Origin of the sequence: Neobacillus sp. NPDC097160 (genome assembly GCF_044762155.1) — a bacterium.
GTDB lineage: Bacteria > Bacillota > Bacilli > Bacillales > Cytobacillaceae > Neobacillus.
This window is the reverse complement of the sequence record NZ_JBIWDU010000002.1, coordinates 222,109-247,987: the sequence shown is the minus strand read 5'-3', so window position 1 is coordinate 247,987 and position 25,879 is coordinate 222,109. Positions and strand designations below refer to the sequence as shown.

Here is a 25,879-nt window from a genome sequence, read left to right as displayed (position 1 = left end):
AAATGCCCACTGCCTTTTAGTCCTTCCGGAAACTCCCCATTACTTCCATGGTCTGGGTAATATTAACAAATGCCTTCGGATCCACTATTCGAATAGTATGCTTCGTTTCACTAAGTTCGAATTTGGTAATTACGGTTGTTAGCACCTTTTTCGGCTTATGGGTATATGCCCCTTCTGCATCCGTAATCGTAACGCCCCTAGCATGGAGCCGGATTAGTGCCTCACTAAGCTCTTCAAATTTTTCCGACACAATCGTTAAAGTTAATTTGTTCTGCGTGGTGTACACCATATCCACCGCTCGGCCGGCTACATAGATGGCAATGATGGTGTACAGTGTAATATTCCATCCAAAAATCAGCCCGGAAATCCCCACTACTAAAAGGTTCATACACGTATTTAATAAACCCACCTGCATATTCTTTCTTTTAGATAGGGTTAGGCTGATTATATCCGTTCCGCCAGTTGACCCGCCAAGCCGGATGATAATCCCAACGGCAATCCCGTATAGGGCGCCGCCAATAATCGATGAAAGCAGAATATCGGGACTAATCGCATGGATCGGAATAAATTTCATGCTAAATGATAAAACAACAACAGCGTAACCTGTAAGTAAAACAAATCTTTTTCCTAAGTATTTCATTCCTAAAAAAAATAATGGAATATTGATGGCTAAAATAACCCAACCGGTGTTGATTTGTGAAAAATGGTGAATAAAAAAGGCGATGCCTGTTACACCGCCAGAGGTCAGTTTATGTGGAATAAGGAATGTATTAAAGGCAAATCCAAACAGAAGCGAGCAAAGTCCTATGACGACAATTTGAAAAATTAAACGGAACAAACAAAACACCTCTATCCATTTTATGCCTTTTCATTAAACACCTCTTAGTAGTGTGAGTCAATTAAATAATTTTAATGTCATAAGATTGTTAAAAAGACTTTGTGAACAGTAGATGCACCGAGCTTGTATAAAACAAAAAAACGCCAACAGCAGGCGTTTTAAATGACGTATAAATACACTGATAAAAAGTGTGCCAAGCTGCCAAGCATAATAAATATGTGAAAAATCTCGTGGAAGCCCAAATGCTTTGTTTCTAAAAACTTCGGTTTTGCCCCGTAAATGACCCCGCCAATGGTATAGAAGATTCCTCCAAGAATGAGTAAAAACAAACCGACAGGGTTTAAGCTTCCTGTTAATGGTGAGAAGACAAACACAATCATCCAGCCCATAGCAATATACAAGGCGGTAGAAATCCAGCGCGGGCAGTTAAACCATACCATTTTAAAAACAACACCGCTGATAGCAACACCCGAGATAATCGAAAACAGAATCGCACCCGTTTTTCCGTTCAGACTAATAAAACAAAAAGGTGTATATGTACCGGCAATCAGGACAAAAATCATCGAGTGATCAAGCCGTCTTAAAAAAGCAATCACCTGATCGCGGGCAATAACCATGTGATAGGTCGCCGATGCGGAGTAAAGCAGGATCATACTAACGCCAAAAATAATCACCGCAGAGAGTGCGAGCGGGGTTGGAGTGGTCATTGCCGCTTTAATGACCATCGCTAGCAGCCCGACAAACGCTAAAATTGCCCCTGTTAAATGGGTTAATCCGTTAATAGGTTCTCGAATGTAATTGTTCATTATAAATCCCCCTAACACATCATGTGGTTTTAATAACTACATATAATAATACTAATAAAACGAAACCTAGTCAATGCATATTTCATCATGTATAATAAAAATATCTATTATAAACAGTGGGGTTTTTACAATGGAAAATATTAAACAAATTATCGATTCACTTGGTCTGGAAACTAGCTTAACCTTGGATGAAATTCCAAAGATCGATTTATATATGGATCAAGTCATTCAATTATTCGAAAATAAATTTAATGAATCGAAGCGAAATGAAGACGAAAAGATCTTGACCAAAACGATGATAAATAACTATGCCAAGGGGAAGCTGATTTTTCCGATTCAAAATAAGAAATATTCAAAAGAGCACCTGATTTTGATGAGCTTGATTTACCAGCTTAAAGGGGCACTTTCGATAAATGATATTAAAGTCACACTAAATGATATAAATAAAAAGATTATTAATGAAGAGATAGATGTAGATGCTTTTTATTCGAGCTATTTGCACCTGACAAGCCAAAATGCAGCCGATTTTAAAGTGGACATCGAGGAAAGAGTAAAGGATGTTAAAGAGGAAATTGCCGCAACTGAAAAGGAGAGTTCCGCCTATCTTGAGCAAGTTTTAATGATTTCTTCACTTGTTCATATGAGTAATCTATTTCGAAGAGTAGCGGAAAAGCTCGTGGATGAAATCGTGGTTGAAAAAGAAGGAAAGCGTCAAAAATAAACATTGGCGCTTTCCAAGGTTTCTATCATAAAATCATGTATTCCAGACCCGATTTCGATTTTTTCAGGAGAGCAGTTGTAAATTTTAATAGAATCCGCCCGATTCTCGCCCCCATAAACCTTGATAGCGGCCCCGGCCTTGTTAAAATCAGCGACTGAAATATTATTTAGAATTACATTTCTCGCCCGATACTGGAGGGCAATTACAGGATTTCCTTTGTAATCATAATCAGGATCACCAACCAACGTAAAATGGTTAACTACCACATTTTTGTAGGCAGAAACAACCATTCCCCGCGGTGTGGAATCTTTATATAATTCAGTGAAAATCGGTGCCATCACTAAGAGGTTCACTGCGATAATATTGAAGGCTGATTTAGACTCAGCATCAGTGATTTTATGGTGCCCGATATGTCGGAAGTTAAATGCCCGATTATCATGAACAGAAATATGTCCGAAAATTTTCACATTGGAGGCGGCGGAGGAATTTTCGTGAGCCTTAATTTCCACCCCGCCAAAGCACCTGGCTGAAGAATTATTCACTAATAACACATTTCGCGAACCATCATCAACCTCAATTCCATTGGAATTTGAAAAACCTTTTTGATGTGCTCGTCCGCTGGGGTCGCACATATGGGAATTAGAAATAAAGATATAATCGCTATGGTGTGTCGTGATTCCGTCATCACCGAAGCCATAGCCGGTTACATGGTCGAGCCAGATAAATTTGCTGCCTCCCCGGGCACGATACCCGTCCCCTGCATAATTGTACAAGGTTGAGGAAATGTCGAAACAATGAAGTCCCGGGTTAATACCTTCCACATCCTTAACCCAGCCATACGTAACATTTGCATAGGTCAGGCAGCTTGAATGATTGCCCCAAGTACTTGTTTTTACAGCCTCCCCGAGCCTCTCCACATTCCAGTCCAAACTCATTCCTTGGACAAAAATATGATGATTGCCTCCCCAATGATTAGCGTTTGTGATAAGCCGAGTGCCTTTTGAAGCTTGGTCATGAAGTTTAATCGTCGTTGTTCCTCTTCCTGAGCCCATTAGCCATGTCCAGGAGGGCAGGTGAATTTCTTTTGTTATAAATACTCCTTTTGGGACAATAATCTTAACCCGCCCTTTGCCAATAGCTCTTTTAAATGCAGCCGTACAATCTGTTTTTCCATCCCCAACAGCACCATAATCCTCAACATTCACTTCTTTTGTTATGTTTTTCATCAACTGGTCGTACTCTTGATCGAGCTTGTCCTTCCAATCAGGAATGACATTTCCATCATCATCTACAAAGAGCCGCGTTGGTTCCAAAATCCGTGAACGTTTAGCTGTAAGACGAAATAAGCCTTCCTGGATTTTTTCTAAAAAAGAACGCGACTGCCCATTTTCAAGAATTAGTGATTGTGGGATCCGGCGGCATTCCTCAAATAACCGGTTCGTTTCTTGTAGTACCTGTTTCAAATCAAGTTGTTTTCCGGTAATTTGCGCAAGCAATTTTTTATTTTTACCTGGGTCATGTCTTTTATCGTAAGTGGCCATTTTGATTCACTCCTATTTACCAATAGTATATCTTTTTTATGTTATAAAGGAAAAAGTACCCATTTTGTCGAAGTTTAAGTATTGGTAAATGATGTTCATACTGTAAACTGGGAGTAGAAGTTAATAGGAAGTGGAGATGAATATATGGGAACGACGATTGAAATGTTTGTGATCGCTGCAAGGGACGGAAATCTAGCGAAACACTTTTATGAGAGTCTGTTTAAATGGAAAATTACTGATGTGGGTCCGTTACTGAAAATTTCTGGTGCGGGACTTAGCGGTCATATTCTAAAATGGCCACATAAAGACCATCCGACACATACAAGCATGTATATAAATGTGGAAAACATTCAGGAATGTTTGGCAAAAGTCGAGGAAATGGGCGGGACAGTGATTCTCCCGGAAATGGCAGTTCCAACAGGCGGATCGATTGCCCAATTCGTTGATCCGGATGGGATTATCATTGGTTCTTACCATGGCAATTTACATATCGAGAGTCGGAGCAAAGCGGAGATCGATGTTAATCCAATTGGTTTTTTCGAAATTGCAGCTAGAGAAGGGGATCATTCGAAAAGGTTTTATGAAGCTGTTTTCAATTGGCGAATTACCGATGACGGCCCAGTCATGAGTATTTCAGAAGAAGACGCAGGGCTAGATGGTCATCTTTTCAATTGGACCTTTGAGCAGCCTCCTTATTTGACCCTTTATATTCGAGTGGAGGACATCACAGCATGTCTAGAAAAAGTAACCCAACTTGGCGGTAAAGTGATCATACCTGAAACGGAGATTCCTAGCGGCGGTACATTTGCACAATTCCTGGATCTTGACGGGAATCCGATTGGTATATATAGCGGCCGATAATTTTATAACAGGTAAACCGGGGCTTTTTTAAAGGCCCGGTTTTTTTAGGGTTTATCATAAAAAGTGAACATAGTTTAATTCAGAACTTTTTATGAACAAGATAGTGCTGATAAGTGAAATAGCAATTTTTGGCTATATTTAATCATGATAAATATCAGGGAAACAGTAGAAAGGGTGTCAGGCACCACTCGTGGACACGTTTCCACGTAGGGTGGACAGTTGATTTTTATCATTAGAATAGGCGAAATGAAAGCCCTTCCATTTTGGTGTATGGCGGGGCTCATTTTTTATAATGTTCAGTTCTTCACAAATGAGGGGATTAGATCATCATCCCAGCTATTAAAAGTGTAATCGGAAACAGGCTGACGAACAGAATTCGTGCCAAACCTACTTGACCATATAAAACAACAGTGCCAATTTGTTGATCCCAGGTGGATTTTCCATTCTTTTTAAGATCGAAATAAGAGTAATAAAAGCAAATGAAATTAATAAAGGGAACTCCAAAACCCATCCCGGCTGCGGTTACAAAAACACTTCTCTTGAGTGCAGTAAGAAAATTTAATGGTTCACCATTAGTTGTTCGCAATCGTGCATTTAAGATGGATTTTCCTAATGTATTTCCAAATATCGAGAGGATGGAAGCCTCTACCAATACATAGAGAATGAGACTAAGCATAAATATAAAGATTCCGGATGATTCTAAGATGAATTTCGGGGAGAAGATTGATACAAACGTCATCAAGACTAGTGAAAATAAAGAAAGGTCAAAAAATCTAGCCAAATATCGTACAAATGGTCTACCGTTTGGATAGGTATCCTTTTCAAGTTCCTGCCAAACGCTAGCTAAATTTTCTTCAGGTTGTTCTAACTTCTTGGACATGAAGACTGAATCAGGCAACATATTTAGACTTTTGGCCATTTGCCAGCAATTCATCTCCTTCGACCAAATGAAGGTTTCTGTCGGCAGTATCCCTTGTTCGAACAATTTTTTCAGTTCAAACAAACCCACAGGTCCCTGTTGTTGATGATTCTTAATATAAAACCATGCATTTCCTTCCAGTGATTCCATGTTATTACCCCCAATCAGGTAAATTATACCACGTTCGGTTAAAGGTGGATTTTATGAGATTAGGATAATATTGAACAGTTATTGACAATTTCAGGATACAGGATAATTTTAAAAAAAAGAAAAATACTAACAAATGTTCGGAGGTGACAAGATGGAACAAGATTTTGAAAAAATATACGAACAATATAAGCAGCAAACTGAGCAGCAGGCGCAAATGGAAGCGAACCACCCGAATCAGGATGGCAAAGAGGAAATTGTCGCAGTCAGGAAAAATGATGACGGAGATCTAATTGCTTTTAAAACAATAACGGGAAGGGAGCTGGATTATATTTCGGCTCTTACTGAAGCGAAGGCAGGGAAGATTGCTCATATCGATGTTTTCCACAAATACGGCAGAGATATTATCCGAAGCGAACCAGATGGGATAAAGGAAAATAATCTCGATCAATTGCCGGAATTCTAGCGGCCTCAAACGAGCTTTACTCCAAAAGGGGTAGGGCTTTTATTTATTCAAAAATCCATTTATACATGATTATGGTTTTTTAATGGCTTATCAAAGGTATTTAAGTGAAAATTTTATTCTTGAATCCACCAAATAATAATGAAAATGAGCCTGGATTTCCAAGCTCATTTTCAAACACTTAATTTTTTGCAAGTTCATATTCCTTAATTTTATCTTCGTACGTTAAAGTAACCCCAATCTCGTCCCAGCCGTTAAGGAGCATTTCTTTAGGATAAGGAGCAATCTCAAATTTAATCTCAAAACCCTCCTGATCGTAAACAACTTGATCCTCCAGGTTCACGGTTAATCGATACTCTACGGATTCTGCTTTTTTCATAATGGTTTGAACTTGTTCTTCGCTTGCTTGAATGGCAAGTATCCCATTTTTTACACAGTTATTTTTAAAAATATCGGCATAGCTTGGAGCGATGATGACTTTGAAACCATAATCCTGAACAGCCCAGGGAGCGTGCTCACGAGAAGAGCCGCAGCCAAAGTTCTCTCCCGCTACTAATATTGATGCGTCTTTATATTTTGCATCATTTAGTGGAAAATCAGGACGTGGATTTCCATTGTCATCAAAACGCCAGTGATAAAATAAAAATTGCCCAAAGCCGCTGCGCTCAATGCGCTTTAGGAATTGCTTCGGAATGATTTGATCTGTGTCAACATTTGTCCGGTTCAACGGACAAACAAGGCCTTGGTGAGTACGTAATGGTTCCATGAATTAACCAACCTCCTGTGCAGTGAACTGACGGACATCTACAAAATGACCGGTGATAGCGGCAGCTGCGGCCATTTCAGGACTAACAAGGTGGGTACGGGCTCCGTTTCCTTGCCGGCCTTCAAAATTACGGTTTGATGTGGAGGCGCAGCGCTCACCAGCAGGGACGATATCATCATTCATAGCAAGGCACATGCTGCATCCGGCTTCACGCCATTCAAAGCCTGCTTCTTTAAATACCTTGTCAAGACCTTCTTTTTCGGCAGCAAGCTTGACACTAAACGAACCTGGTACGACGATCGCGGTAACAGAAGGATTCACCTTTCGGCCGCGGACAACTTCGGCCGCTTTTTGCAGGTCGCTTAACCTTGAGTTCGTACAAGAACCGATAAATACATGATCAATTTTTACATTTGAAATTGGCTCTCCGGCTTCAAGCCCCATGTATTCAAGTGCACGGTTAATTTCATCCTTCTCACTAGGCTTATCTGTTTCATCCGGACTTGGAATATTTGCTGTGACCGGGATACACATGCCTGGGTTTGTTCCCCAAGTAACCTGCGGCTCAACTTCCGATGCCTCAATCTCAACCACAGCATCGTAAGTGGCACCGTCATCAGTAGCAAGGGCACGCCATTGGACCACTGCTTCTTCAAACGCCTCACCTTGAGGGACATGGCGTCTGCCTCGTAAGTATTCAAAAGTAGTTTCATCCGGAGTGATTAGTCCTGCTCTTGCGCCTGCTTCAATAGACATGTTACATACCGTCATCCGTTCTTCCATCGAAAGGGCGCGAATTGCTTCACCTGTATATTCCATCACATAGCCGGTTCCAAATTGAACACCAAATTTTCCAATAATCGCTAAGATCAAGTCCTTAGCGGTAACGCCTGTCCCAAGTTTACCATTAACTTTGACATTAAGCGTTTTAGGCGGTGCTTGCCAAAGCGTTTGCGTTGCAAGGACATGTTCCACTTCACTCGTGCCAATTCCAAACGCAAGGGCACCGAATGCACCGTGTGTTGAGGTATGGCTGTCTCCACAAACAATTGTTTTCCCCGGCTGTGTCAGACCAAGCTCCGGACCGATTACATGGACAATCCCGTTATCCGGATGGTGTATGTCTGCCAGCGTTACCTCGAATTCCTGACAATTTTGTTGCAATGTATCGATTTGTTTTTTCGAAATGGGGTCATTGATTGTTAGTCTTTGGCGTGTTGGAACGTTATGATCCATTGTCGCATGGGTAAGATCTGGGCGGCGAACCTTGCGCCCGTTCATTCGTAAGCCCTCAAATGCTTGAGGAGAGGTCACTTCATGAACGAGATGCAAATCAATATAAAGTAGATCTGGCTTGCCATCTTCTTGATAGACAACATGCTGATCCCAAATTTTTTGGATAATCGTTTTTGGTGTTTGCATAGCTTCCTTCCTCACGTTAATAGATTTAATATCGTCTAATTGGCAGATAACACGTTCCAATCAGCGGATAAACCGTGTCAATCAGCGGATACCACGTTCTAATCAGCGGATAAACCGTGTCAATCAGCGGATACCACGTTCTAATCAGCGGATAACCCGCCTCAATCGGCGGATAACACTCGCCAATCAGCGAATACCTCCATCCAATAGAATGGAAGGGTAAACCGCCCAAACAATCCTAGACGGTTTACCCCCAAAATTACTTAATAATAACAGCTAGCGATACACTTTGAAGCATTTTGTGATTTAATGTAATCGACAATCAATTTGGTCATTTCCACTGTTCCAACAAGGCGGCCATCCGCAACCTGGAGATCGCCAGTATGGAAGCCGGCATCGAGGATCGATTGAACAGCATTCTCTATAACTTTAGCCTCATCTTCCAATTGGAAAGAGTACCTTAGCATGAGGGCAGCAGACAAAATCATCGCGACTGGATTAGCAATACCTTTGCCGGCAATATCTGGAGCAGAGCCATGAACCGGTTCATAAAGACCAAGCCCATCCTCACGCAGGCTGGCGGAAGGGAGCATACCGAGTGACCCCGTCAATACAGAAGCCTCGTCACTTAAAATATCTCCAAAGAGATTTTCTGTCACAATGACGTCAAAATGGGTTGGGTTTGTGATCAATTTCATCGCTGCAGCATCCACTAGAACATGTTCAACCGCCACATCTGGATACTGTGCCTTTTTCTCCTCCACAACTTCACGCCAAAGCTTGCTGGACTCAAGTACATTCGCTTTATCAACCGATGTAAGCTGTCCGCGACGCTTTTGAGCGGCTTGAAAGCCTTTATCAACAATTCTTTCTATTTCTTTACGGGTATAAGCGAGCGTATCTACTACGGCGTTTCCGTTATCACGTCGTTCACTTGGTGTTCCGAAATATAGCCCGCCCGTTAATTCCCGAACAATAAGGAGGTCGCTTCCTGAAACCACTTCTTCCTTTAAAGGCGATGCATGGAGCAGGTTTTTAAACCCTTTGATTGGCCTTAAGTTTGCAAATAAATCAAGTGCCTTTCGGATTCCAAGCAAGCCGCGTTCTGGGCGTAAGTGTGATGGATTTTGATCCCATTTTGGCCCGCCAACAGCCCCAAGTAATACTGCATCTGCCTGTTTACAGGCATCAACGGTTGATTCCGGTAGAGGAGTGCCGTAAAGGTCAATGGCTGCTCCTCCGATTTCATGGGTTTCGAAGCTAAAACTATGATCATATTCTTCAGCAATTGCATGCAATACATCTTTTGCAGAATTAATAACTTCCTTACCAATCCCATCACCGGGAAGTAATACAATACGCTTTTTCATTAGAAGCAACCTCCTTATTTAGTAAAAAATTTGTTGGTGCCTGACACCATTTGCACTACCCGTATACAGTTAACGGTGCCTGACACCATTTGCACTACCTGTATACAGTTAATGGTGTCAGGCACCAATTAGTATAAATTTACAGTACTGCTGGTTCTTTTGCGTTTGCTTTTTGGTTGAAGAATACGCGGTTTACTGCGTTTAGGAAGGCTTTTCCTGCTGCTTCTAGAACATCCTGGGCTGAGCCTCGTCCGCTGACTGCAGTACCGTTAACCGTCATTTTCACATGAACCTCTGCAAGTGCATCTCGTCCTTTGCCGACGGAGCTCAAGTTGAAATCAGTGAGATGGATTTTTTCTTCAATTAATGCTTCCAATGTGTTGTATAATGCTTCAACACTTCCACTGCCAGTTCGTGCGGTCTCTACCCGATCTCCACAAGGAGTCGTTAGTGCAACAGTGGCGGTGGGCAGGTTTCCGGACCCGCTCTGAACTTGGAAAGCGACAAGCTCATATATTTTTACATCAATAGAAGCTGTTTGGATATCAAGTAAAATCGTATACAAATCTTCGTCTGTTACCTCTTTTTTGCGGTCTGTTAATTGCTTAAACGACTTAAATGCTTCGTTAAGCTTTTCTTGAGATAGCTCGAAGCCCATCTGCTCAATCTTGTCTTTGAAGGCATGGCGGCCTGAGTGTTTTCCAAGAACAAGATCATTGGACTGAACTCCGACCAATTCAGGAGTAATAATTTCATAGGTTAAGGCATTTTTTAACACGCCATCCTGATGAATTCCTGATTCATGAGCAAAGGCATTTTTTCCAACGACCGCTTTATTACCAGGGACTTTCATCCCGGTAAAGCGGCTTACCAAGTCACTTGTTCGTTTGATTTCTTTTAAAACTAGATTCGTTGTGAACGGGTATCGGTCATTACGAATATTTAAAGCAACTGCAATCTCTTCTAAAGCTGCATTACCGGCGCGCTCCCCAATTCCGTTAATTGTACCTTCTACTTGAGTAGCACCATTTTCGACCGCTGCAAGTGAATTCGCAACCGCCATGCCTAAGTCATCGTGGCAGTGACAGGATAAAGCAGCCTTGTGAATATTTGGAACGTTTTCCCGCACGTAACGGAACATCCGTCCATATTCTTGAGGCGTTGTATACCCCACAGTATCAGGAAGGTTAATGACGGTAGCTCCGGCATCGATGACCTTGGTAATGATTTGTACTAAAAAATCAAGGTCAGAACGTGAAGCATCTTCTGCAGACCACTCAATATGAGGGAATCTTGTCCTTGCATAATTGACCATGTCTACAGCTGACTGCATAACCTGCTCAGGTGTTTTCATCAACTTATATTGCATATGAATAGGGGAGGTAGCAATGAAAACATGTAATCTTGGTTCTGCCGCATCTTTTAAAGCATCCCACGCAATGTCAATGTCCGATTTTGTTGCGCGTGCTAAGCCAGTGACGGAAGAATTTTTAATCGTCCGGGCAATTGCTCTTACCGCTTCAAAATCCCCTTGGGAGGAAGCCGGGAAGCCGGCCTCCATAATATCAACGCCAAAACGTTCAAGCTGTCTGGCAATTTCTACTTTTTCAAGCTGGTTTAAATTTACACCAGGGGACTGTTCGCCATCGCGTAAGGTTGTATCAAAGATGTTAACGTGAACCATTTACCACCACTTCTTTCTTCGCGGTTTCTGCTTTTTTAATAAACGGCATTAATGCACGAAGCTCACGGCCGACTTTTTCAATTTGATGATTGTTTTCACTGCGGTTGATTGCATTAAATTGCGGACGGTTTGCTTGGTTTTCTAAAATCCAGCCTTTTGCAAATGCACCTGTTTGGATATCTTTTAAAATGTCTTTCATGCGTGCTTTTGTATCTTCGTTAACAACACGTGGTCCTGAAACGAAATCGCCCCATTGAGCTGTATCAGAGATAGAGTAACGCATGTTTTCTAATCCTCCTTCATATAGAAGGTCAACGATTAATTTTAATTCATGTAAACATTCAAAGTAGGCAACCTCAGGCTGATAACCTGCTTCTACAAGAGTTTCAAAACCGGCTTTAATAAGGGCAGTAGTACCACCGCAAAGGACAGCCTGCTCACCGAACAGATCCGTTTCCGTTTCTTCTTGGAATGTCGTTTCAAGAACGCCTGCGCGGGCTGCGCCAATTCCTTTTGCATATGCAAGGGCAATATCACGTGCTTGACCTGTATAATCTTGATATACTGCGTAAAGTGCAGGGACACCTGCGCCTTCTGTGTACGTGCGACGAACCAAATGTCCAGGACCTTTAGGGGCAACAAGGAATACATCAACATCTGCAGGTGGGACGATTTGACTAAAATGAATATTGAAGCCATGGGCAAATACTAGAGCATTTCCAGCTTCAAGGTTTGGTTTGATGCTTTCTTCATAAACCTTTGGCTGCATTTCGTCCGGAAGAAGAACCATTACTACATCAGCTGCAGCAGTTGCTTCAGCTACCGAGCGAACGTCAACACCATCTTCAACTGCTTTATCCCATGATTTTCCACCGCGTAATCCAACTACAACGTCAAAACCGCTTTCCTTTAAGTTAAGAGCATGGGCATGACCTTGTGAGCCATAACCAATTACCGCGATTTTTTTCCCTTGTAAAACTTCCTCTTGAATATCTCCGTTATAAAGTACCTTTACCATTATTGATCATCCTTTCAGAAATAGTATTATTTTATTTGTGAATATGTTGCTAGTTCGTTTACTTGCGGTTGGTGCCCGCGTTGTAATGCTGTTAGTCCAGTTCTGGCAATTTCTTTGATTCCGTAAGGGCGGAGCAATTCAATCAAGGCATCGATTTTATCAGGACGTCCTGTGATTTGAACGGCTAAACTGTCTTTGCTCACGTCGATAATCAAGGCACGGAATGGATCGATGATGCCGTTGATTTCGCTGCGGAGCTGGCTCGAGCTGGCTACTTTAATTAAGGCAAGCTCGCGAGCGACAATTGCTTTATCGGTAATATCGGAAACTTTTAACACATCAATTTGCTTGTTTAATTGTTTTGTCACCTGTTCGAGACGCTGCTCATCTTCAATCTGAACCACAAGGGTCATTTTTGAAATCCCCTCTGTTTCGGTTGGACCGACTGAGATACTTTCGATATTGAACTGCCTCCTTTGCAAGAGACCGGTAACACGATTTAGGACACCGCTGCGATCTTGAACTGTTAAGGTTATGATTCGTTTCATAGTGGTTTCACCCCTATCATTTCATGCAGCCCTTTTCCAGGAGCAATCATAGGAAAAACTTTTTCCTGCTGCAGGACACGGCAATCAACAAGAACAGGGCCATTATAGGCAAATACTTCTGGTAAAACAGTGATTAGTTCTTCTTGACTTTCAACCTTGTATCCACGAATCGAATAGCTTTCAGCTAGTTTTACAAAATCCGGCTGTGTGTGAAGAATGGATTCAGAAATCCGGTTTCCGTGTAATAATTCCTGCCACTGGCGAACCATTCCAAGTGCACCATTATTAACGATAATGATTTTGACAGGCAGGTTTCGTTCATAAATGACCGAAAGCTCCTGCAGTGTCATTTGGAAACCACCATCGCCGACAATGGCAACAACGGTACTTTCTGGTGATGCAATTTGTGCTCCGATGGCGGCAGGGAAGCCAAAGCCCATAGTGCCAAGCCCGCCGGAAGTAATCCAGCGATGCGGCTCTTTAAAGGTGTAGTACTGGGCGGCCCACATTTGATGTTGGCCGACATCTGTTGCAACAATTGCATCGCCATTTGTGACTTTATGAACGGCTTCGATTACCCACTGTGGACACATTCCGTTAGGATTATGTTTATACCAGAATGGATATTCTTGTTTATATTGGTTGAGCGTCTCTAGCCATGCTTCGTGCTCGGGTGATTCAGCTGTTTGATCGATTAGTTCAATCAATGCCTCTTTGGAATCGGAGACAATTGGAATTTGCGTTGGAACATTTTTCCCAATTTCAGCTGGATCGATATCGATATGGGCAACCTTCGCATGTGGAGCAAAGTGTTTGAGATTGCCGGTTAACCTGTCATCGAATCGTGCGCCCAAATTGATAAGTAAATCACTTTCATATAAAGCCATGTTTGCTGCATAGGTTCCGTGCATGCCGCCCATTCCTAAAGAGAGAGGGCTATCCGCTGGAAAGGCTCCAATTCCAAGTAATGTCGTCACGACCGGAAGTTTGTGTTTTTCTGCAAAAGCGGTTAATTCCGCAGATGCTTTTCCATGAAGTACACCTGCACCTGCGAGTATAACTGGCTTTTTTGCTTTCGCAATCGAATCGGCAAGTTTTTTAATTTGCAATGGGTTTGGCTTTGTTGTTGGCTGGTAGCCTGGCAAATGAATGCTTGCTTCTTCAGGTTCTTCCGTTAGAATTCCTGCCGATATATCTTTTGGAATGTCGACTAAAACCGGTCCCGGCCGGCCGGTAGAAGCAATATGAAAGGCTTCCTTCACAATTCTTGGTAAATCGGAAATAGATTGCACCTGATAATTATGTTTTGTGATTGGTGTTGTAATCGCCATCACATCAGCTTCCTGGAAAGCATCTGTTCCGATAACGCTGCGTGCAACCTGCCCGGTAAATACCACGAGCGGTAAGGAATCCATCATGGCATCTGTAATTCCAGTAACCAAGTTTGTTGCACCCGGGCCTGAAGTAGCAATGACTACACCAGGAGTGCCGGTAATTCGGGCGTATCCTTCGGCGGCATGAATCATTCCTTGCTCGTGACGGAAGAGGATGTGCTTGATCGTACCCTGTGCTCGATAGATTGCATCGTAAATCGGCAGGACAGCACCTCCGGGATACCCAAATATCGTATCAACACCTTCATTTTTTAATAAGTCAATAAGAAGGTCTGCACCTGTTTTTGGTGCGGTACTGGTTTGGAATTCCAGCTTTTTTGCTTCTACTTTCACGTCGTAATCCCTCCTTGTGGATAAGTGAATATTTGAAAAATTAAGCGTGTGACTGTGATTTGATAAAAATTGTGGATTTGTTTATATCCGTCTGAAAATTGTTTATAAACTCCGATATTTGTTCATAAAGTCTATAAATTTGTTCATATCAGACAGAATTTGTTAATAACTTCTTAAAATTTGTTAATACATACTAAAAAAGGCCTTTTCGTCTCCGAATAAACTGCAGTCAAGAACATCATGAGCAGAATAATCGGGGAGAAAAGGCCTTTCTTTTTCTCGGTACCACCCGGTTTTACAGTATCCTTACAAATACTGCCTTATGAAGCGACAACTAAATCAAAAAACGCTTCTTTTTGTAACAGGTGTTAAGAAACACCCGATTGAGCCTAATGAGATTAACCGTTCGGCCCAACACTCAGGGATGATGTCAGAATAAGTTGTATTACTGGGCTTCCAGCAACCCCAGCTCTCTGAAAATACAAATTCTTATTCCTTTATTCCCGTCATCGATTTATTGCTATTTTTTTGTCAATGGTATGCCAATTTACACTTTTAGTACCTTAACTTCTCAGGAAGGGGAGGGGTACTAGTGGATCCCTGTATTCAATAACTTTGAAAAATGTTCAGTACCAGCAACAGCGGCTAGTGTACTTCACACTTTTCTTTATATTTTCATAACCCCGCCAGTATTAGCGGAAGTAACAAGCTTTGCATATTTTGCGAGATAACCAGATTTAATTTTTGGCTCCGGCTGCACCCATGAGCTGCGTCTTTCAGCCAATTCCTCCTCATCAACGAGAAGTTCAATGGAACGACCCTCAAGGTCAATAAGAATTTTGTCACCAGTTTGCACTAAGGCGATTGGTCCGCCTTCTGCTGCTTCAGGTGAAATATGTCCAATGGAGATTCCGCGGCTTGCACCTGAGAAGCGGCCATCGGTAATTAGCGCAACTTCTTTATCTAAACCCCGCCCCGCAATTGCTGACGTTGGAGCGAGCATTTCCGGCATCCCCGGTCCGCCTTTAGGGCCTTCATAGCGAATAACAACTACATGACCTGACTTAACGGTGCCGTTATTAATGTTTTCCTGTGCTTCATCTTGAGATTCAAACACAATTGCTTCACCCAAGAAGGTTTTAATGGATGGGTCAACAGCACCAACTTTGATAACACCACCATCTGGGGCAATGTTTCCATAAAGGATGGAGAGACCGCCAACAGGGCTGTAAGGATTATCTTTCGGGCGAATGACCTTTTCATTAAGGATTGTTGCATCCTTCACATTTTCAGCTAATGTTTTTCCTGTAATCGACAGACAATCTTGATGTAATGCCCCGTCCACCTTACAAAGCTCATTTAAGATAGCACTTATGCCGCCAGCCTGGTGCACATCATCCATTGAATAATCAGATGCCGGCATAATTTTTGCTAAATACGGGACCTTCTCCGCGATTTTGTTAATATCACGTAAATCATATTCAATACCTGCTTCATGAGCGATAGCAAGTGTATGAAGAACTGTATTGGTTGATCCGCCCATTGCCATATCAAGTGCAAAGGCATTATCGATAGCATCACGAGTAATAATGTCGCGCGGACGAATATCCTTTTTCACAAGTTCAATTAAATGTCTTGCTGCCTGACGAATAAGTTCATGTCTTTCTTCAGAAGTCGCGACGATTGTTCCGTTTCCTGGAACCGTCATCCCTAAAACCTCCATAAGACAGTTCATCGAGTTTGCGGTAAACATCCCCGAACAAGATCCACATGTAGGGCAGGCGCTTGTTTCAATCTCGAGTAATTGCTGCTCGGTCATCGAGCCATTATGGTAAGCACCAACGCCTTCAAAAACAGAAGTAAGGGAAAGGTTTTTCCCTGTTGAGGAAACACCTGCCTCCATTGGACCTCCGGAAACAAATACTGATGGAACATTGGTTCTTGCGGCGGCCATTAACATTCCTGGTGTGATTTTGTCACAGTTTGGAATATAAAATACACCATCGAACCAGTGGGCATTGATGACTGTTTCGGCACTGTCTGCAATAATTTCACGGCTTGGAAGTGAATAACGCATGCCGATATGCCCCATGGCAATGCCATCATCGACACCAATGGTATTAAATTCAAAAGGAATGCCGCCGGCTTCGCGGATGGCTTCTTTAACAATCTCACCGAAATGATTAAGGTGTTTATGTCCTGGGATAATTTCAATAAACGAGTTACAGACACCGATAAACGGTTTTTCTAAGTCTCTAACGGTTACCCCTGTTGCGTATAATAGGCTGCGGTGGGGGGCACGATCAATCCCCTTTTTAATCATATCGCTTCGCATTTTTCTATCTCCTAACTGACTACAGCATGGTTTGTGTTTTGTGGATAACAAGCCACTCCGTCTGTTGTTACAATCTTTCTGAATTCCTCTAAAAGAACATTTGTTACTTTTCCTGGCTTACCATCGCGAATGACTCGGCCGTCTACATCAATAACAGCAATGACCTCAACAGCTGTACCGGTTAAGAACACCTCATCAGCGACATATACATCATGTCTTGTAAAAGGTGATTCCTTCACTTCGTAGCCCTTGGCTCTAGCTACATCAATGATTGCGTTACGGGTAATGCCTTCTAATGCTCCCAAGTAAACAGGCGGGGTGTACAAGACACCATTCTTTACAATGAAGATATTGTCTGCTGAACCTTCGGTAACATAACCCTGGTCATTCAACATTAATGCTTCTTGGACTCCAACTTGATTCGCTTCTAGTTTTACGAGAATATTATTTAAATAATTCAATGATTTAACCTGTGGACTTAGCACATCTGGGCGATTCCGTCTGCTTGCAACCGATGCAATTTTAATTCCATTATCGTAAAACTCTTTTGGATACATGGATAATGGCTCAGCGATAATGATCACGTTTGGAATCGAGCAGGAAGTAGGGTCTAGTCCGAGATTTCCTTTGCCACGTGAAACAACGACACGAATATAGGCGCTTTCTAGCTGATTTTTTCTAATAGTTTCAACGATTAATTGTGTCATTTCCTCCTGTGAGTATGGAATCCTCAGCATAATGGATTGTGCTGATTCAAATAGTCTTTTCAGGTGGGCATCAAGTCTGAAGACGTTTCCGCTGTAAACGCGAATTCCTTCAAATACTCCATCACCATATAAAAAACCATGATCAAAAACGGATATAACAGCATCCTCTTTCTTGACGAACTCTCCGCCAAGGAAAATCCATTGACTTCCCAACCTAACCACTCCTCTTTCGTGTAAAAACGCTTCAAATGATTAAACAAAACTTTAAAAATAATGACCTTACCCCATCCCCACTTAGGAATGAACAAAGGCACTGTTCAATTTAGATGATTATTTTCGATAATCATACAACCAATCGATAACATGGTCAACAATAAAATCTGACAATTCAAATAAATCAAAAAAGATGGTAGCGTTTACAATCTTGTTATAATAAGGAATTCGAATGAAAAAATTTTTTAAAAATTTTTTCTATTGAAAGTATTGTGGGGAAGAAACGAGGAAAATTCAGTAGTTAGTAAGATGGAAGTGTTGGAAAGTTTCATCATTTACTGGCTGAAAAAATTAAAATATTTATAGGCTAAAATAGTATTTTCTAGTCATTTTTAGCGAGAAATTCATATACTTCCTGTAAATATTGGAATCCATTCCTTTGAGCGAGTTGTAAATAGTGCTTCCAAATTTTTGCGGTCATGATCGCATCGCCTAAGGCATGGTGCCGATTCTCTATTTCAATCCCGCATTCATAGCAAACGTCTTCAAGTGATGCTGCTTTCATGGATAAACCTGATAAGCGGATTAAAAATGAGGTATCGATTATTCGATGGTTAAATTTCGTTCGGAATGCTTCCTGTGCTGTTTTTTGCATAAAAGACTGCTCATGCTTTGAGTGGTGTGCCACAAGAATATCACTTTTTACAAACTTGAAAAAATTCATGAGTACCTCCGATGCAGGTAGTGCATTGCGTAATTCCGAATCTTGAATATTGGTTAATGCTGATATTTCATTTGAAAGAGGGAGGTCTGATTTTACCAGAGAATAAAATGTTTCCCGCTCCTTGATTTGACTCCCCTTCATTTTTATTGCGCCAATTGAGATGATTTGATCACCCTTATCTGGATAAAATCCTGTTGTTTCTAGATCGAATACGGTAACTTTCAATTCATTAAGCGGGGTTTCCATGCTGTTTGTTTGTTTCATTTCCCTTTGAAGTTCCCTTAGAAAAGCCATTTGCTGCGGAGTAGATGATGGCCCTAGTAAACCAGCTAATATGTTTGAGTTTAGTTTTCCTGATATTTGCCGGAAAAATTGCATCATCTTACCCATCCCCCTTGAACTATTTCTTTTCTAGTAACCTTCTAACATTGTGAAAAAGGGCATAACCATTTTTGATGATTTCTTTTACTTCTTTCGTTTGCTGCTTCGTGAGCCGGTTAACAACCAAATAATGACCGGAATCATAGTTTGTGAGATCCCCAAACAATAAACGGTAGTTTAACAGTTTTAAAAATTGCTCTTGAAATAATTGTTTGTCATGTCCAGGGAACCAGGCAGCTGATAGTTTTTCAAATCGAGAAAGGGTAGGTGTCTCCGTTACTCTTTCTTTTATAGCTAAAAGGCGCAGAGCATTTACATATGGGAGAATGGCGATTTCTTTTATATGTAATGATCCCGAATGTGGTCCGTGTGTTTCCGTTAATAGCTGGCCCAATACGTTGATCCCCTTTTTAATATGGAGGGTATTACGTAAAGATTTGGACAGGAGGCGTTCGATATTCGCCGTTTGAAAGAGATGTGTTTTTAAGCTTTCTACATATTCGCTCTCACCAAGGATGGACCTTCCATCCAGAAAAATTAATAGATACCGAGTAGATTCCCACGTGGACTCAGACAGCCAATTCGTTATTTGCAGCTGCCATTCATCTATCGATTTACACCAGAAGGGATTACTTGCCATCACTCCGCCGTCACAATAGGGATATCCAGCAATATGAAGCCCTTGAGAAATTTCTTTTCCTAATGCTAAAAAATAGGACTTGGCATCATTGTTTTGATCGTGATAGATGATTCCGTGATCTTGGTCACTCCAAACCGACTGTTCCTGCCGTCCAGCGCTTCCCATTGCAAAAATAGAGAAGGGCGACGGCGGGGGGCCATATCGAATGGATAGTTGATTAATAGATATTTTCATTACTTGATTCATAATTGCATCATGCAACTCGTTCAACTTAAAGTGATTACGAGCTGCTTCTTCCATATGGGCAGTGCGATATTCCGCAGCCGCTAAGTAAGGATTATCAGTCACTATTACCACCTCCTCTGTATAAAAATCAAAAGTAGTCCAATCCCGCATAATATGTGATTGGCTACGACCATTATTGAGCTTTAACCTTTTGCTCAGCCTTCACCAATTCAGGGTAGCCATAGCTGCCGTGCTCGCTCATATCAAGACCAATGATTTCTTCCTCTTCTGTCACACGTAATCCATTCATTGCTTTTTTCATTACTGCGAGAAGGAAGAAGGAAACAATAAATGCGAAAGCCGCACAGGTAATGACACCCAATGCTTGAACACCCAGTTGATGGAAGCCGCCACCATAAAATAATCCAGGCTGACCGACTGTCGCTAATTCTTTTGTAGCAAACAACCCAGTTGATAATGTCCCCCATACACCCGCTGTACCGTGTACGGAAAGGGCTGCAATTGGATCATCAATTTTCACTTTTTCAAAAAAGCGCATGCTGTAGAAAACTAAAATTCCGGCGATAAATCCAATTAAGACAGCCGCCCAAGTATCAACGAAGGCGCAGGAAGCAGTAATGGCAACCAAACCTGCCAAGGCGCCGTTTAACATCATCGGTACATCGGCTTTGCCTAATACTATCCAAGAAATAATCATCGCAGCGATTGTTCCAGCTGCGGCTGCGAGGTTCGTATTAATAGCAACAAACCCAAAGAAAGCCTTGTCAACCGATAAAGTGCTGCCAGCGTTGAAGCCAAACCAGCCTACCCATAAAAGCAATACACTCAAAGCGGTAAAAACCTGGTTATGACCAGCTAGGTTGTTGGCCGAGCCGTCTTTATTAAACTTTCCCATTCGCGGCTTTAAGAGAATAGTCGCCGCCAGCGCAGCCATGGCACCTGTTAAATGAACCACTGTTGAACCCGCGAAGTCTTGTTTTCCGTGCTCTGCTAACCAGCCGCCGCCCCAGATCCAGTGTGCAATAGGTGGATAAACAATTGCTGAGAAGAGGACTGCAAATACGAGGTAGGCACTTAATTTAGCCCGTTCAGCAAACCCACCAAAGGCAATCGTTAAGGAAATACCTGCAAATGCTAATTGGAATAAGAAGAAGACTGACCCTGATAATGGTAATCCATCAATTTCATAGCCTGAATATAAGAAATCGGAGAACCCGATTAAAGGATTCCCTTTGCCGAAAATTAAGCCGTATCCTACTGCCCAAAACATGATGGAGCTAATTCCGAACGTAAGGATTGTTTTTCCAGCAATATGCCCAGCATTCTTCATTCTAGTTGATCCTGTTTCAAGAAGAATGAAGCCTCCAATCATTAAGATGACAAGCACTGCACCTACCATAACCCATAGACTGTTCATTAAAAATATAGTATTCAATTTTTCTCCTCCTTTATAGTTGTGTTAACTTTTATAACATTTTGTGTAGTTGTATTTTTACATGAATTGGGAGGAAGTATCTATAATTTTGTAAGGTTATCTAACATGGTTTTTGAGGTGGCAGGTTGAAATAGGAGGACAAAAAAGCCTCATTCCTAAAAACGTGGATGAGGTTGTAAAAGCAGCTTATTCATTTTTCCGTAATCCGAACTGTGCATTAATCTGTCCTTGGATCATTTTACGACGGATTTCATCCTGACTTTGTTTCTTTTGTTCCTTCAGCATTTGTTTCCTGATTTCGTGAGTCTGAATTCCATCCTCAATTTTGTTGGCAATATCCATCAATAATTCTACATCAGAAAAAGAATACTTACGACTTCCTCCTGCAGACCTTTCAGGGAAAATCAGTTTCCGTTCTTCATAATAACGGATTTGTCTTTCCGATAGACCGGTGAGTTCCTTGACAATTCCAATTGTTATGACCTTCTTATCTTTATAAGACAAATCTTTTCCCATCCAAGATCACCACATTTTACTTTTAGTATAGTGTATTAGATATTTTAGATTTTTCAATCATTTATGTTAGATTTTCTAACATAGATTTATAAAAAAGAGAACCGGACTCACATAAGTCCGGTTCTAAGTGTTCCGTTAATATTCCCCATCAAATGGTGTAAATGGGAGGTGGAAACGATTTTCCACCGCTCTGAGCCGTTGATTGACGCGTTGGAGCCGGCGCTGCAGTTGGTTGATTTCTCGTTCTTGCCGCTCATTTTGCCTTTCAAGCTGATTGACTCGACGTTCGAGTTGTTGCGGCTGCCTGTTGGGATCGTATTGGTCTAGTGGAACATGATAATAATTTTGCTCTACTGGTGCATTGGACTGGTATTGCTCTGGTTGGGAATATACTTGCTCTGCTGGAACATACGAATGGTATTCAACTTGCATTTGTGGTAATTGATAATAGCCATAGGGATTCATCTGGGCATCTCTCCTTATGTGATAGTACCCTATAGATTATGTGGCCATTTTAGGTGGGTAACGGCGAATGCCTAAAGATCAAATGAAAAACTCATTCATTAAATAGTTTTGAAAGGGAAAAATGATAGATATGTAAAAAGTCTGAATATCCTGAATGGGACTGACGTATGATATAAAAAATAAATATTTATAAGATACTATTTTCACATTAATCAATTAACGTATTAATATAGTAAAAAAATATAATATTGAATAATAAAACAAAAAAAGATATAATTAGATATATTCAAAATATTATCAATTTTTTAATAAATTACTTTCATAAGAAAATAATAGGAGGTCAAAAATGAAGAAATTAAAGTTAGTATCAACAGTATTGATGGTAGCATTTCTCTTACTTTTATCAGCCTGCGGAACTAGTAAAACAGGTGGAGAAAAGAAGACGCTAAGAGTGGTTACCGATGCCGCTTACGCACCATTTGAGTACCAGGATAAAGGGGAAGTTGTTGGGTTTGATATTGATTTCGTTAAGGCGGTCATAAAAGAAGCTGGCTATGGCGTGAAGGTTGAGCATGTTGGCTGGGATCCCATCTTTGTTGAAATTGAAAAGAAGACAGCAGATTTAGCCGTTTCTTCGATTACGATCACGGACAAACGGAAGCAAAGCTATGATTTTACAGTCCCATATTTTTTATCTAAAAATGAAATCTTAGTTCCAAAAGGAAGCTCGATTAAGAGTGCCAAAGATTTAGCGGGCAAAAGGATTGCTGTACAAAATGGAACGACAGGACAGGAAGCTGTTGAAAAACTTTTTGGTGAGAATAACGATAAACTTAAAAAGTTTGAGAATAACAATCTAGCAATCTTAGAGTTGAAAAAAGGCGGCGTAGATGCCGTTGTTGCGGATAACACGGTAGTTGAAACCTATATAAAAAATAATCCTAATGATAATTTTGAATTCATCGAAGACGATGGAGCGTTTGAAAAAGAATTCTATGGTCTTTTGTTACCGAAGGGAAGCAAGTTAAAAGCAGACCTCGACAAGGCAGTGAACAAAGTGTTAGAAAATGGAACCTACGAAAAACTTTATGAGAAATGGTTTAAGACTAAGCCAGATATTAAACTATTAAAAGACCAACAATAGGGGATAAAATTGCGTAACTAGTTTTCTATATCAGTTACGCAATTTTTGATTAGATTTTACTACATAGCAAAATACACACTAGTCAGGGGGTTCAATCATGGATTTTAGGTGGGATCTTATTGCGGAATATGCTCCCTTATTTCTACAGGGAACATTGATAACCGTTGGCCTTTCGCTCGCAAGTATTATAATCGGTTCCGTACTAGGTTTATTTATAGGTTTAGGAAAAATGATGCGTAATAAACTGTGGGCCCTGCCATTTAACTGGTACATCAACGTTTTTCGCGGCACACCGTTAATGGTGCAAATCTTATTGATTCATTTCGCGGTAGTTCCGGCATTTTTAGGAACGACTAATGCGATCGTGGCAGCGATTTTAGCCCTTTCCTTAAATTCGGCAGCCTATGTGGCGGAAATATTCCGTGCCGGGATTCAATCGATTGATAAAGGGCAAATGGAGGCAGCACGTTCACTCGGCATGACACATGGACAAGCCATGAGATTTGTTATTTTGCCACAAGCGATTAAAAGAATGATACCACCACTTGGTAATGAATTTATTGTCTTAATTAAAGATTCATCGCTCGCAGCACTAATCGCCGCTCCGGAACTGATGTACTGGGGGCGAGCAATGCAGGGTCAATATATGCGTCCGTGGGAGCCATATCTCACAGCAGCAGTTATTTACCTTGTATTAACTCTTACCCTGAACTTCCTGTTAAACCGCATTGAAAGGAGGCTGGCGACAGAATGATTGAAGTGAAAAGTTTAAAAAAATCCTTTGGTACCAATGAAGTTCTAAAGGATATCAATGTGTCCGTTAATCCGCAAGAGGTCGTTGTTGTGATTGGTCCTTCCGGCTCGGGAAAATCAACGTTTCTTCGCTGCATCAATATGCTCGAAACGATTACCGGTGGTCATGTCCTTATAGAAGGAATCGACATAACAGATAAAAAAACGGATATCAATAAAATTCGTACTGAAGTGGGAATGGTATTCCAGCAGTTTAATCTTTTTCCACATAAAAAAGTCATCGAAAATATTATGCTCGCGCCGATGAAGGTAAGGAATGTCCCTTCAGAAAAAGCGAGGGCAAAAGGGTTGGAGCTTTTGAAAAAGGTAGGCTTGGCTGATAAGGCGGAAGCCTATCCTGACTCATTATCCGGCGGGCAAAAGCAGCGTGTCGCAATCGCAAGGGCCTTAGCGATGGAGCCGAAAATCATGCTGTTTGATGAACCAACCTCCGCGCTTGACCCGGAAATGGTCGGCGAGGTTTTAGAAGTAATGAAACAGCTTGCCAAAGAGGGAATGACGATGGTCGTGGTGACACACGAAATGGGCTTTGCCAAAGAAGTAGGCGACCGGGTTATTTTTATGGATGGCGGTTTAATTGTTGAAGAAAACGTCCCAAGTGAGTTATTTGATCATCCGAAAGAAGAACGAACAAAGGCATTTTTGAGTAAGGTACTATAAGTATGTAAAGGGGGGCTTACAGCAGCTCCCTGTTTTTGGTATGATGAATGGGTGAGTTTTCCATTTAAAAAGGGGCTGATCCTATTAAATTTACGACTAAACTACCGAAATTTAATGACCAAACACATTCCGTATTAATGAAAGAGGGATGGAAGCCGCTAAAAGAGCCGAAGAGCCTGACCGGTGCTATGTTACTCTCCTTACCTTTTATGATTATCAATGCCCTTATTCCGATGGGAATCATTTACTACTTTTCCGATTATTTGCTGCAACTAATTTCATTTTTTTCTGGAGATTCAATCATCGTAACGATTGATTTAGGTGTTATATTTGCGATGGTGTTAGTATTAATCGTCCATGAATTTTTCCATTTAATCTTTATTCCTAACTTTATGAAGTCAAAGGATATCATTATTGGGCTAACTTTTTTTGGAGCGTTTGTGCATACAGAACAAATAATAACAAAAGTGAGGTTCATGTTCATATCTGTGGCGCCTTTTTTGTTTCTGTCTATTTTGTTCCCTCTTATTCTATCTATCTCCGGATTATTAAAAGGAAAAATACTAGTTTTTATTTTGTTTAATGCACTTGGTGCGTCCGTTGATATCCTTGGCTTTTTCTTGGTATTCGTTCAAGTTCCGAAAGATGCAATAATTAGGAATAACGGCACAAGAACCTACTGGAAAATGGGCGTTGAATAAACAAAAAAAAAACGGATGAGAATTCATTCGTTTTTTAAAATCGATTTGGGAATTTCTTAATGATTCCG

Annotated in this window: 26 protein-coding genes; 7 read left to right on the top strand and 19 right to left on the bottom strand. The window is 41.2% G+C overall.

The annotated features are described in order from the left end of the window. Window positions 1-16: 16 nt before the first annotated feature. Window positions 17-838: a YitT family protein gene (locus ACIQXV_RS03155; protein WP_402955919.1), complete on the bottom strand. Its 822-nt coding sequence runs from the start codon at window positions 836-838 to the stop codon at window positions 17-19. A 158-nt stretch (window positions 839-996) separates the two neighbouring features. Further along, the gene (gene trhA, locus ACIQXV_RS03150; protein ID WP_402955917.1) at window positions 997-1,644 is read right to left on the bottom strand and encodes a PAQR family membrane homeostasis protein TrhA; all 648 of its coding nucleotides are present in this window, start codon (window positions 1,642-1,644) and stop codon (window positions 997-999) included. A gap of 130 nt (window positions 1,645-1,774) precedes the next feature. Here trhA and ACIQXV_RS03145 point away from each other — a divergent pair, with 130 nt between their 5' ends. Next, complete coding sequence (locus ACIQXV_RS03145; protein ID WP_402955915.1) at window positions 1,775-2,365, top strand: DUF1836 domain-containing protein; 591 nt, start codon at window positions 1,775-1,777, stop codon at window positions 2,363-2,365. Here ACIQXV_RS03145 and ACIQXV_RS03140 read toward each other — a convergent pair. After that, a complete protein-coding gene (locus ACIQXV_RS03140; RefSeq protein WP_402955913.1) occupies window positions 2,356-3,906 on the bottom strand; it encodes a glycosyl hydrolase family 28-related protein in 1,551 nt (516 codons plus the stop codon). The genes ACIQXV_RS03145 and ACIQXV_RS03140 overlap by 10 nt on opposite strands. A 144-nt stretch (window positions 3,907-4,050) precedes the next feature. Between ACIQXV_RS03140 and ACIQXV_RS03135 the strand changes: the two genes are divergently transcribed. After that, window positions 4,051-4,767 (top strand): VOC family protein, encoded by a 717-nt coding sequence (locus ACIQXV_RS03135; protein WP_402955911.1) that lies wholly within the window; start codon window positions 4,051-4,053, stop codon window positions 4,765-4,767. A 319-nt stretch (window positions 4,768-5,086) separates the two neighbouring features. Here the strand turns inward: ACIQXV_RS03135 and ACIQXV_RS03130 are convergent, their stop codons facing one another. Then, window positions 5,087-5,836, bottom strand: a complete 750-nt coding sequence (locus ACIQXV_RS03130; RefSeq protein ID WP_402955909.1) for an RDD family protein — start codon at window positions 5,834-5,836, stop codon at window positions 5,087-5,089. Between the two features lie 151 nt (window positions 5,837-5,987). Between ACIQXV_RS03130 and ACIQXV_RS03125 the strand changes: the two genes are divergently transcribed. Next, window positions 5,988-6,299 (top strand): DUF3892 domain-containing protein, encoded by a 312-nt coding sequence (locus tag ACIQXV_RS03125; protein WP_402955907.1) that lies wholly within the window; start codon window positions 5,988-5,990, stop codon window positions 6,297-6,299. A gap of 178 nt (window positions 6,300-6,477) precedes the next feature. On the opposite strand, the gene leuD is transcribed toward ACIQXV_RS03125, so the two are convergent. From leuD to ACIQXV_RS03050, 15 genes are all read right to left on the bottom strand, one after another. Continuing rightward, window positions 6,478-7,062 carry a 3-isopropylmalate dehydratase small subunit gene (leuD, locus tag ACIQXV_RS03120; RefSeq protein WP_402955905.1) on the bottom strand — a complete coding sequence of 195 codons (585 nt, stop codon included), beginning with the start codon at window positions 7,060-7,062 and terminating at the stop codon, window positions 6,478-6,480. A gap of 3 nt (window positions 7,063-7,065) precedes the next feature. Then, on the bottom strand, window positions 7,066-8,484 hold the full coding sequence (gene leuC, locus ACIQXV_RS03115; RefSeq protein ID WP_402955903.1) for a 3-isopropylmalate dehydratase large subunit: 1,419 nt from the start codon (window positions 8,482-8,484) through the stop codon (window positions 7,066-7,068). Window positions 8,485-8,509: 25 nt separating this feature from the next. Next, window positions 8,510-8,716 (bottom strand): hypothetical protein, encoded by a 207-nt coding sequence (locus ACIQXV_RS03110; RefSeq protein ID WP_402955901.1) that lies wholly within the window; start codon window positions 8,714-8,716, stop codon window positions 8,510-8,512. A gap of 31 nt (window positions 8,717-8,747) precedes the next feature. After that, on the bottom strand, window positions 8,748-9,854 hold the full coding sequence (gene leuB / locus ACIQXV_RS03105) for a 3-isopropylmalate dehydrogenase (protein ID WP_402955899.1): 1,107 nt from the start codon (window positions 9,852-9,854) through the stop codon (window positions 8,748-8,750). A 139-nt stretch (window positions 9,855-9,993) separates the two neighbouring features. Beyond that, a complete protein-coding gene (locus tag ACIQXV_RS03100) occupies window positions 9,994-11,538 on the bottom strand; it encodes a 2-isopropylmalate synthase (protein ID WP_402955897.1) in 1,545 nt (514 codons plus the stop codon). Then, entirely contained in the window at window positions 11,525-12,556 is a 1,032-nt protein-coding gene (gene ilvC, locus ACIQXV_RS03095; protein WP_402955895.1) for a ketol-acid reductoisomerase, read from the bottom strand. The genes ACIQXV_RS03100 and ilvC overlap by 14 nt, the downstream gene beginning before the upstream one ends. Window positions 12,557-12,582: 26 nt before the next feature. Continuing rightward, entirely contained in the window at window positions 12,583-13,104 is a 522-nt protein-coding gene (gene ilvN, locus ACIQXV_RS03090) for an acetolactate synthase small subunit (protein WP_402955893.1), read from the bottom strand. Next, window positions 13,101-14,831, bottom strand: coding sequence for an acetolactate synthase large subunit (ilvB, locus tag ACIQXV_RS03085; protein WP_402955890.1), 1,731 nt, complete (start codon window positions 14,829-14,831; stop codon window positions 13,101-13,103). Before ilvB ends, ilvN begins: the two co-directional genes overlap by 4 nt. Before the next feature lie 667 nt (window positions 14,832-15,498). Beyond that, a complete protein-coding gene (ilvD, locus tag ACIQXV_RS03080; RefSeq protein WP_402955887.1) occupies window positions 15,499-17,166 on the bottom strand; it encodes a dihydroxy-acid dehydratase in 1,668 nt (555 codons plus the stop codon). An 11-nt stretch (window positions 17,167-17,177) separates the two neighbouring features. After that, on the bottom strand, window positions 17,178-18,086 hold the full coding sequence (ilvE, locus tag ACIQXV_RS03075) for a branched-chain-amino-acid transaminase (RefSeq protein WP_402955884.1): 909 nt from the start codon (window positions 18,084-18,086) through the stop codon (window positions 17,178-17,180). Between the two features lie 382 nt (window positions 18,087-18,468). After that, a complete protein-coding gene (locus tag ACIQXV_RS03070; protein WP_402955881.1) occupies window positions 18,469-19,191 on the bottom strand; it encodes an exonuclease domain-containing protein in 723 nt (240 codons plus the stop codon). A 19-nt stretch (window positions 19,192-19,210) separates the two neighbouring features. After that, a complete protein-coding gene (locus ACIQXV_RS03065; protein WP_402955878.1) occupies window positions 19,211-20,179 on the bottom strand; it encodes a DUF294 nucleotidyltransferase-like domain-containing protein in 969 nt (322 codons plus the stop codon). A gap of 70 nt (window positions 20,180-20,249) precedes the next feature. Further along, window positions 20,250-21,512 carry an ammonium transporter gene (locus ACIQXV_RS03060; protein ID WP_402955875.1) on the bottom strand — a complete coding sequence of 421 codons (1,263 nt, stop codon included), beginning with the start codon at window positions 21,510-21,512 and terminating at the stop codon, window positions 20,250-20,252. Window positions 21,513-21,698: 186 nt separating this feature from the next. Then, the gene (locus ACIQXV_RS03055) at window positions 21,699-22,028 is read right to left on the bottom strand and encodes a MerR family transcriptional regulator (protein ID WP_402955872.1); all 330 of its coding nucleotides are present in this window, start codon (window positions 22,026-22,028) and stop codon (window positions 21,699-21,701) included. Window positions 22,029-22,163: 135 nt separating this feature from the next. Then, window positions 22,164-22,493: a hypothetical protein gene (locus ACIQXV_RS03050; protein ID WP_402955869.1), complete on the bottom strand. Its 330-nt coding sequence runs from the start codon at window positions 22,491-22,493 to the stop codon at window positions 22,164-22,166. 346 nt (window positions 22,494-22,839) lie between these two features. Here ACIQXV_RS03050 and ACIQXV_RS03045 point away from each other — a divergent pair, with 346 nt between their 5' ends. From ACIQXV_RS03045 to ACIQXV_RS03030, 4 genes are all read left to right on the top strand, one after another. Beyond that, window positions 22,840-23,637 carry a basic amino acid ABC transporter substrate-binding protein gene (locus ACIQXV_RS03045; protein ID WP_402955866.1) on the top strand — a complete coding sequence of 266 codons (798 nt, stop codon included), beginning with the start codon at window positions 22,840-22,842 and terminating at the stop codon, window positions 23,635-23,637. Between the two features lie 97 nt (window positions 23,638-23,734). Further along, entirely contained in the window at window positions 23,735-24,391 is a 657-nt protein-coding gene (locus ACIQXV_RS03040) for an amino acid ABC transporter permease (protein WP_402955864.1), read from the top strand. Continuing rightward, window positions 24,388-25,110 (top strand): amino acid ABC transporter ATP-binding protein, encoded by a 723-nt coding sequence (locus tag ACIQXV_RS03035; RefSeq protein ID WP_402955861.1) that lies wholly within the window; start codon window positions 24,388-24,390, stop codon window positions 25,108-25,110. The genes ACIQXV_RS03040 and ACIQXV_RS03035 overlap by 4 nt, the downstream gene beginning before the upstream one ends. A 188-nt stretch (window positions 25,111-25,298) precedes the next feature. After that, window positions 25,299-25,811 (top strand): DUF3267 domain-containing protein, encoded by a 513-nt coding sequence (locus ACIQXV_RS03030; RefSeq protein ID WP_402955858.1) that lies wholly within the window; start codon window positions 25,299-25,301, stop codon window positions 25,809-25,811. Window positions 25,812-25,879: the final 68 nt, after the last annotated feature.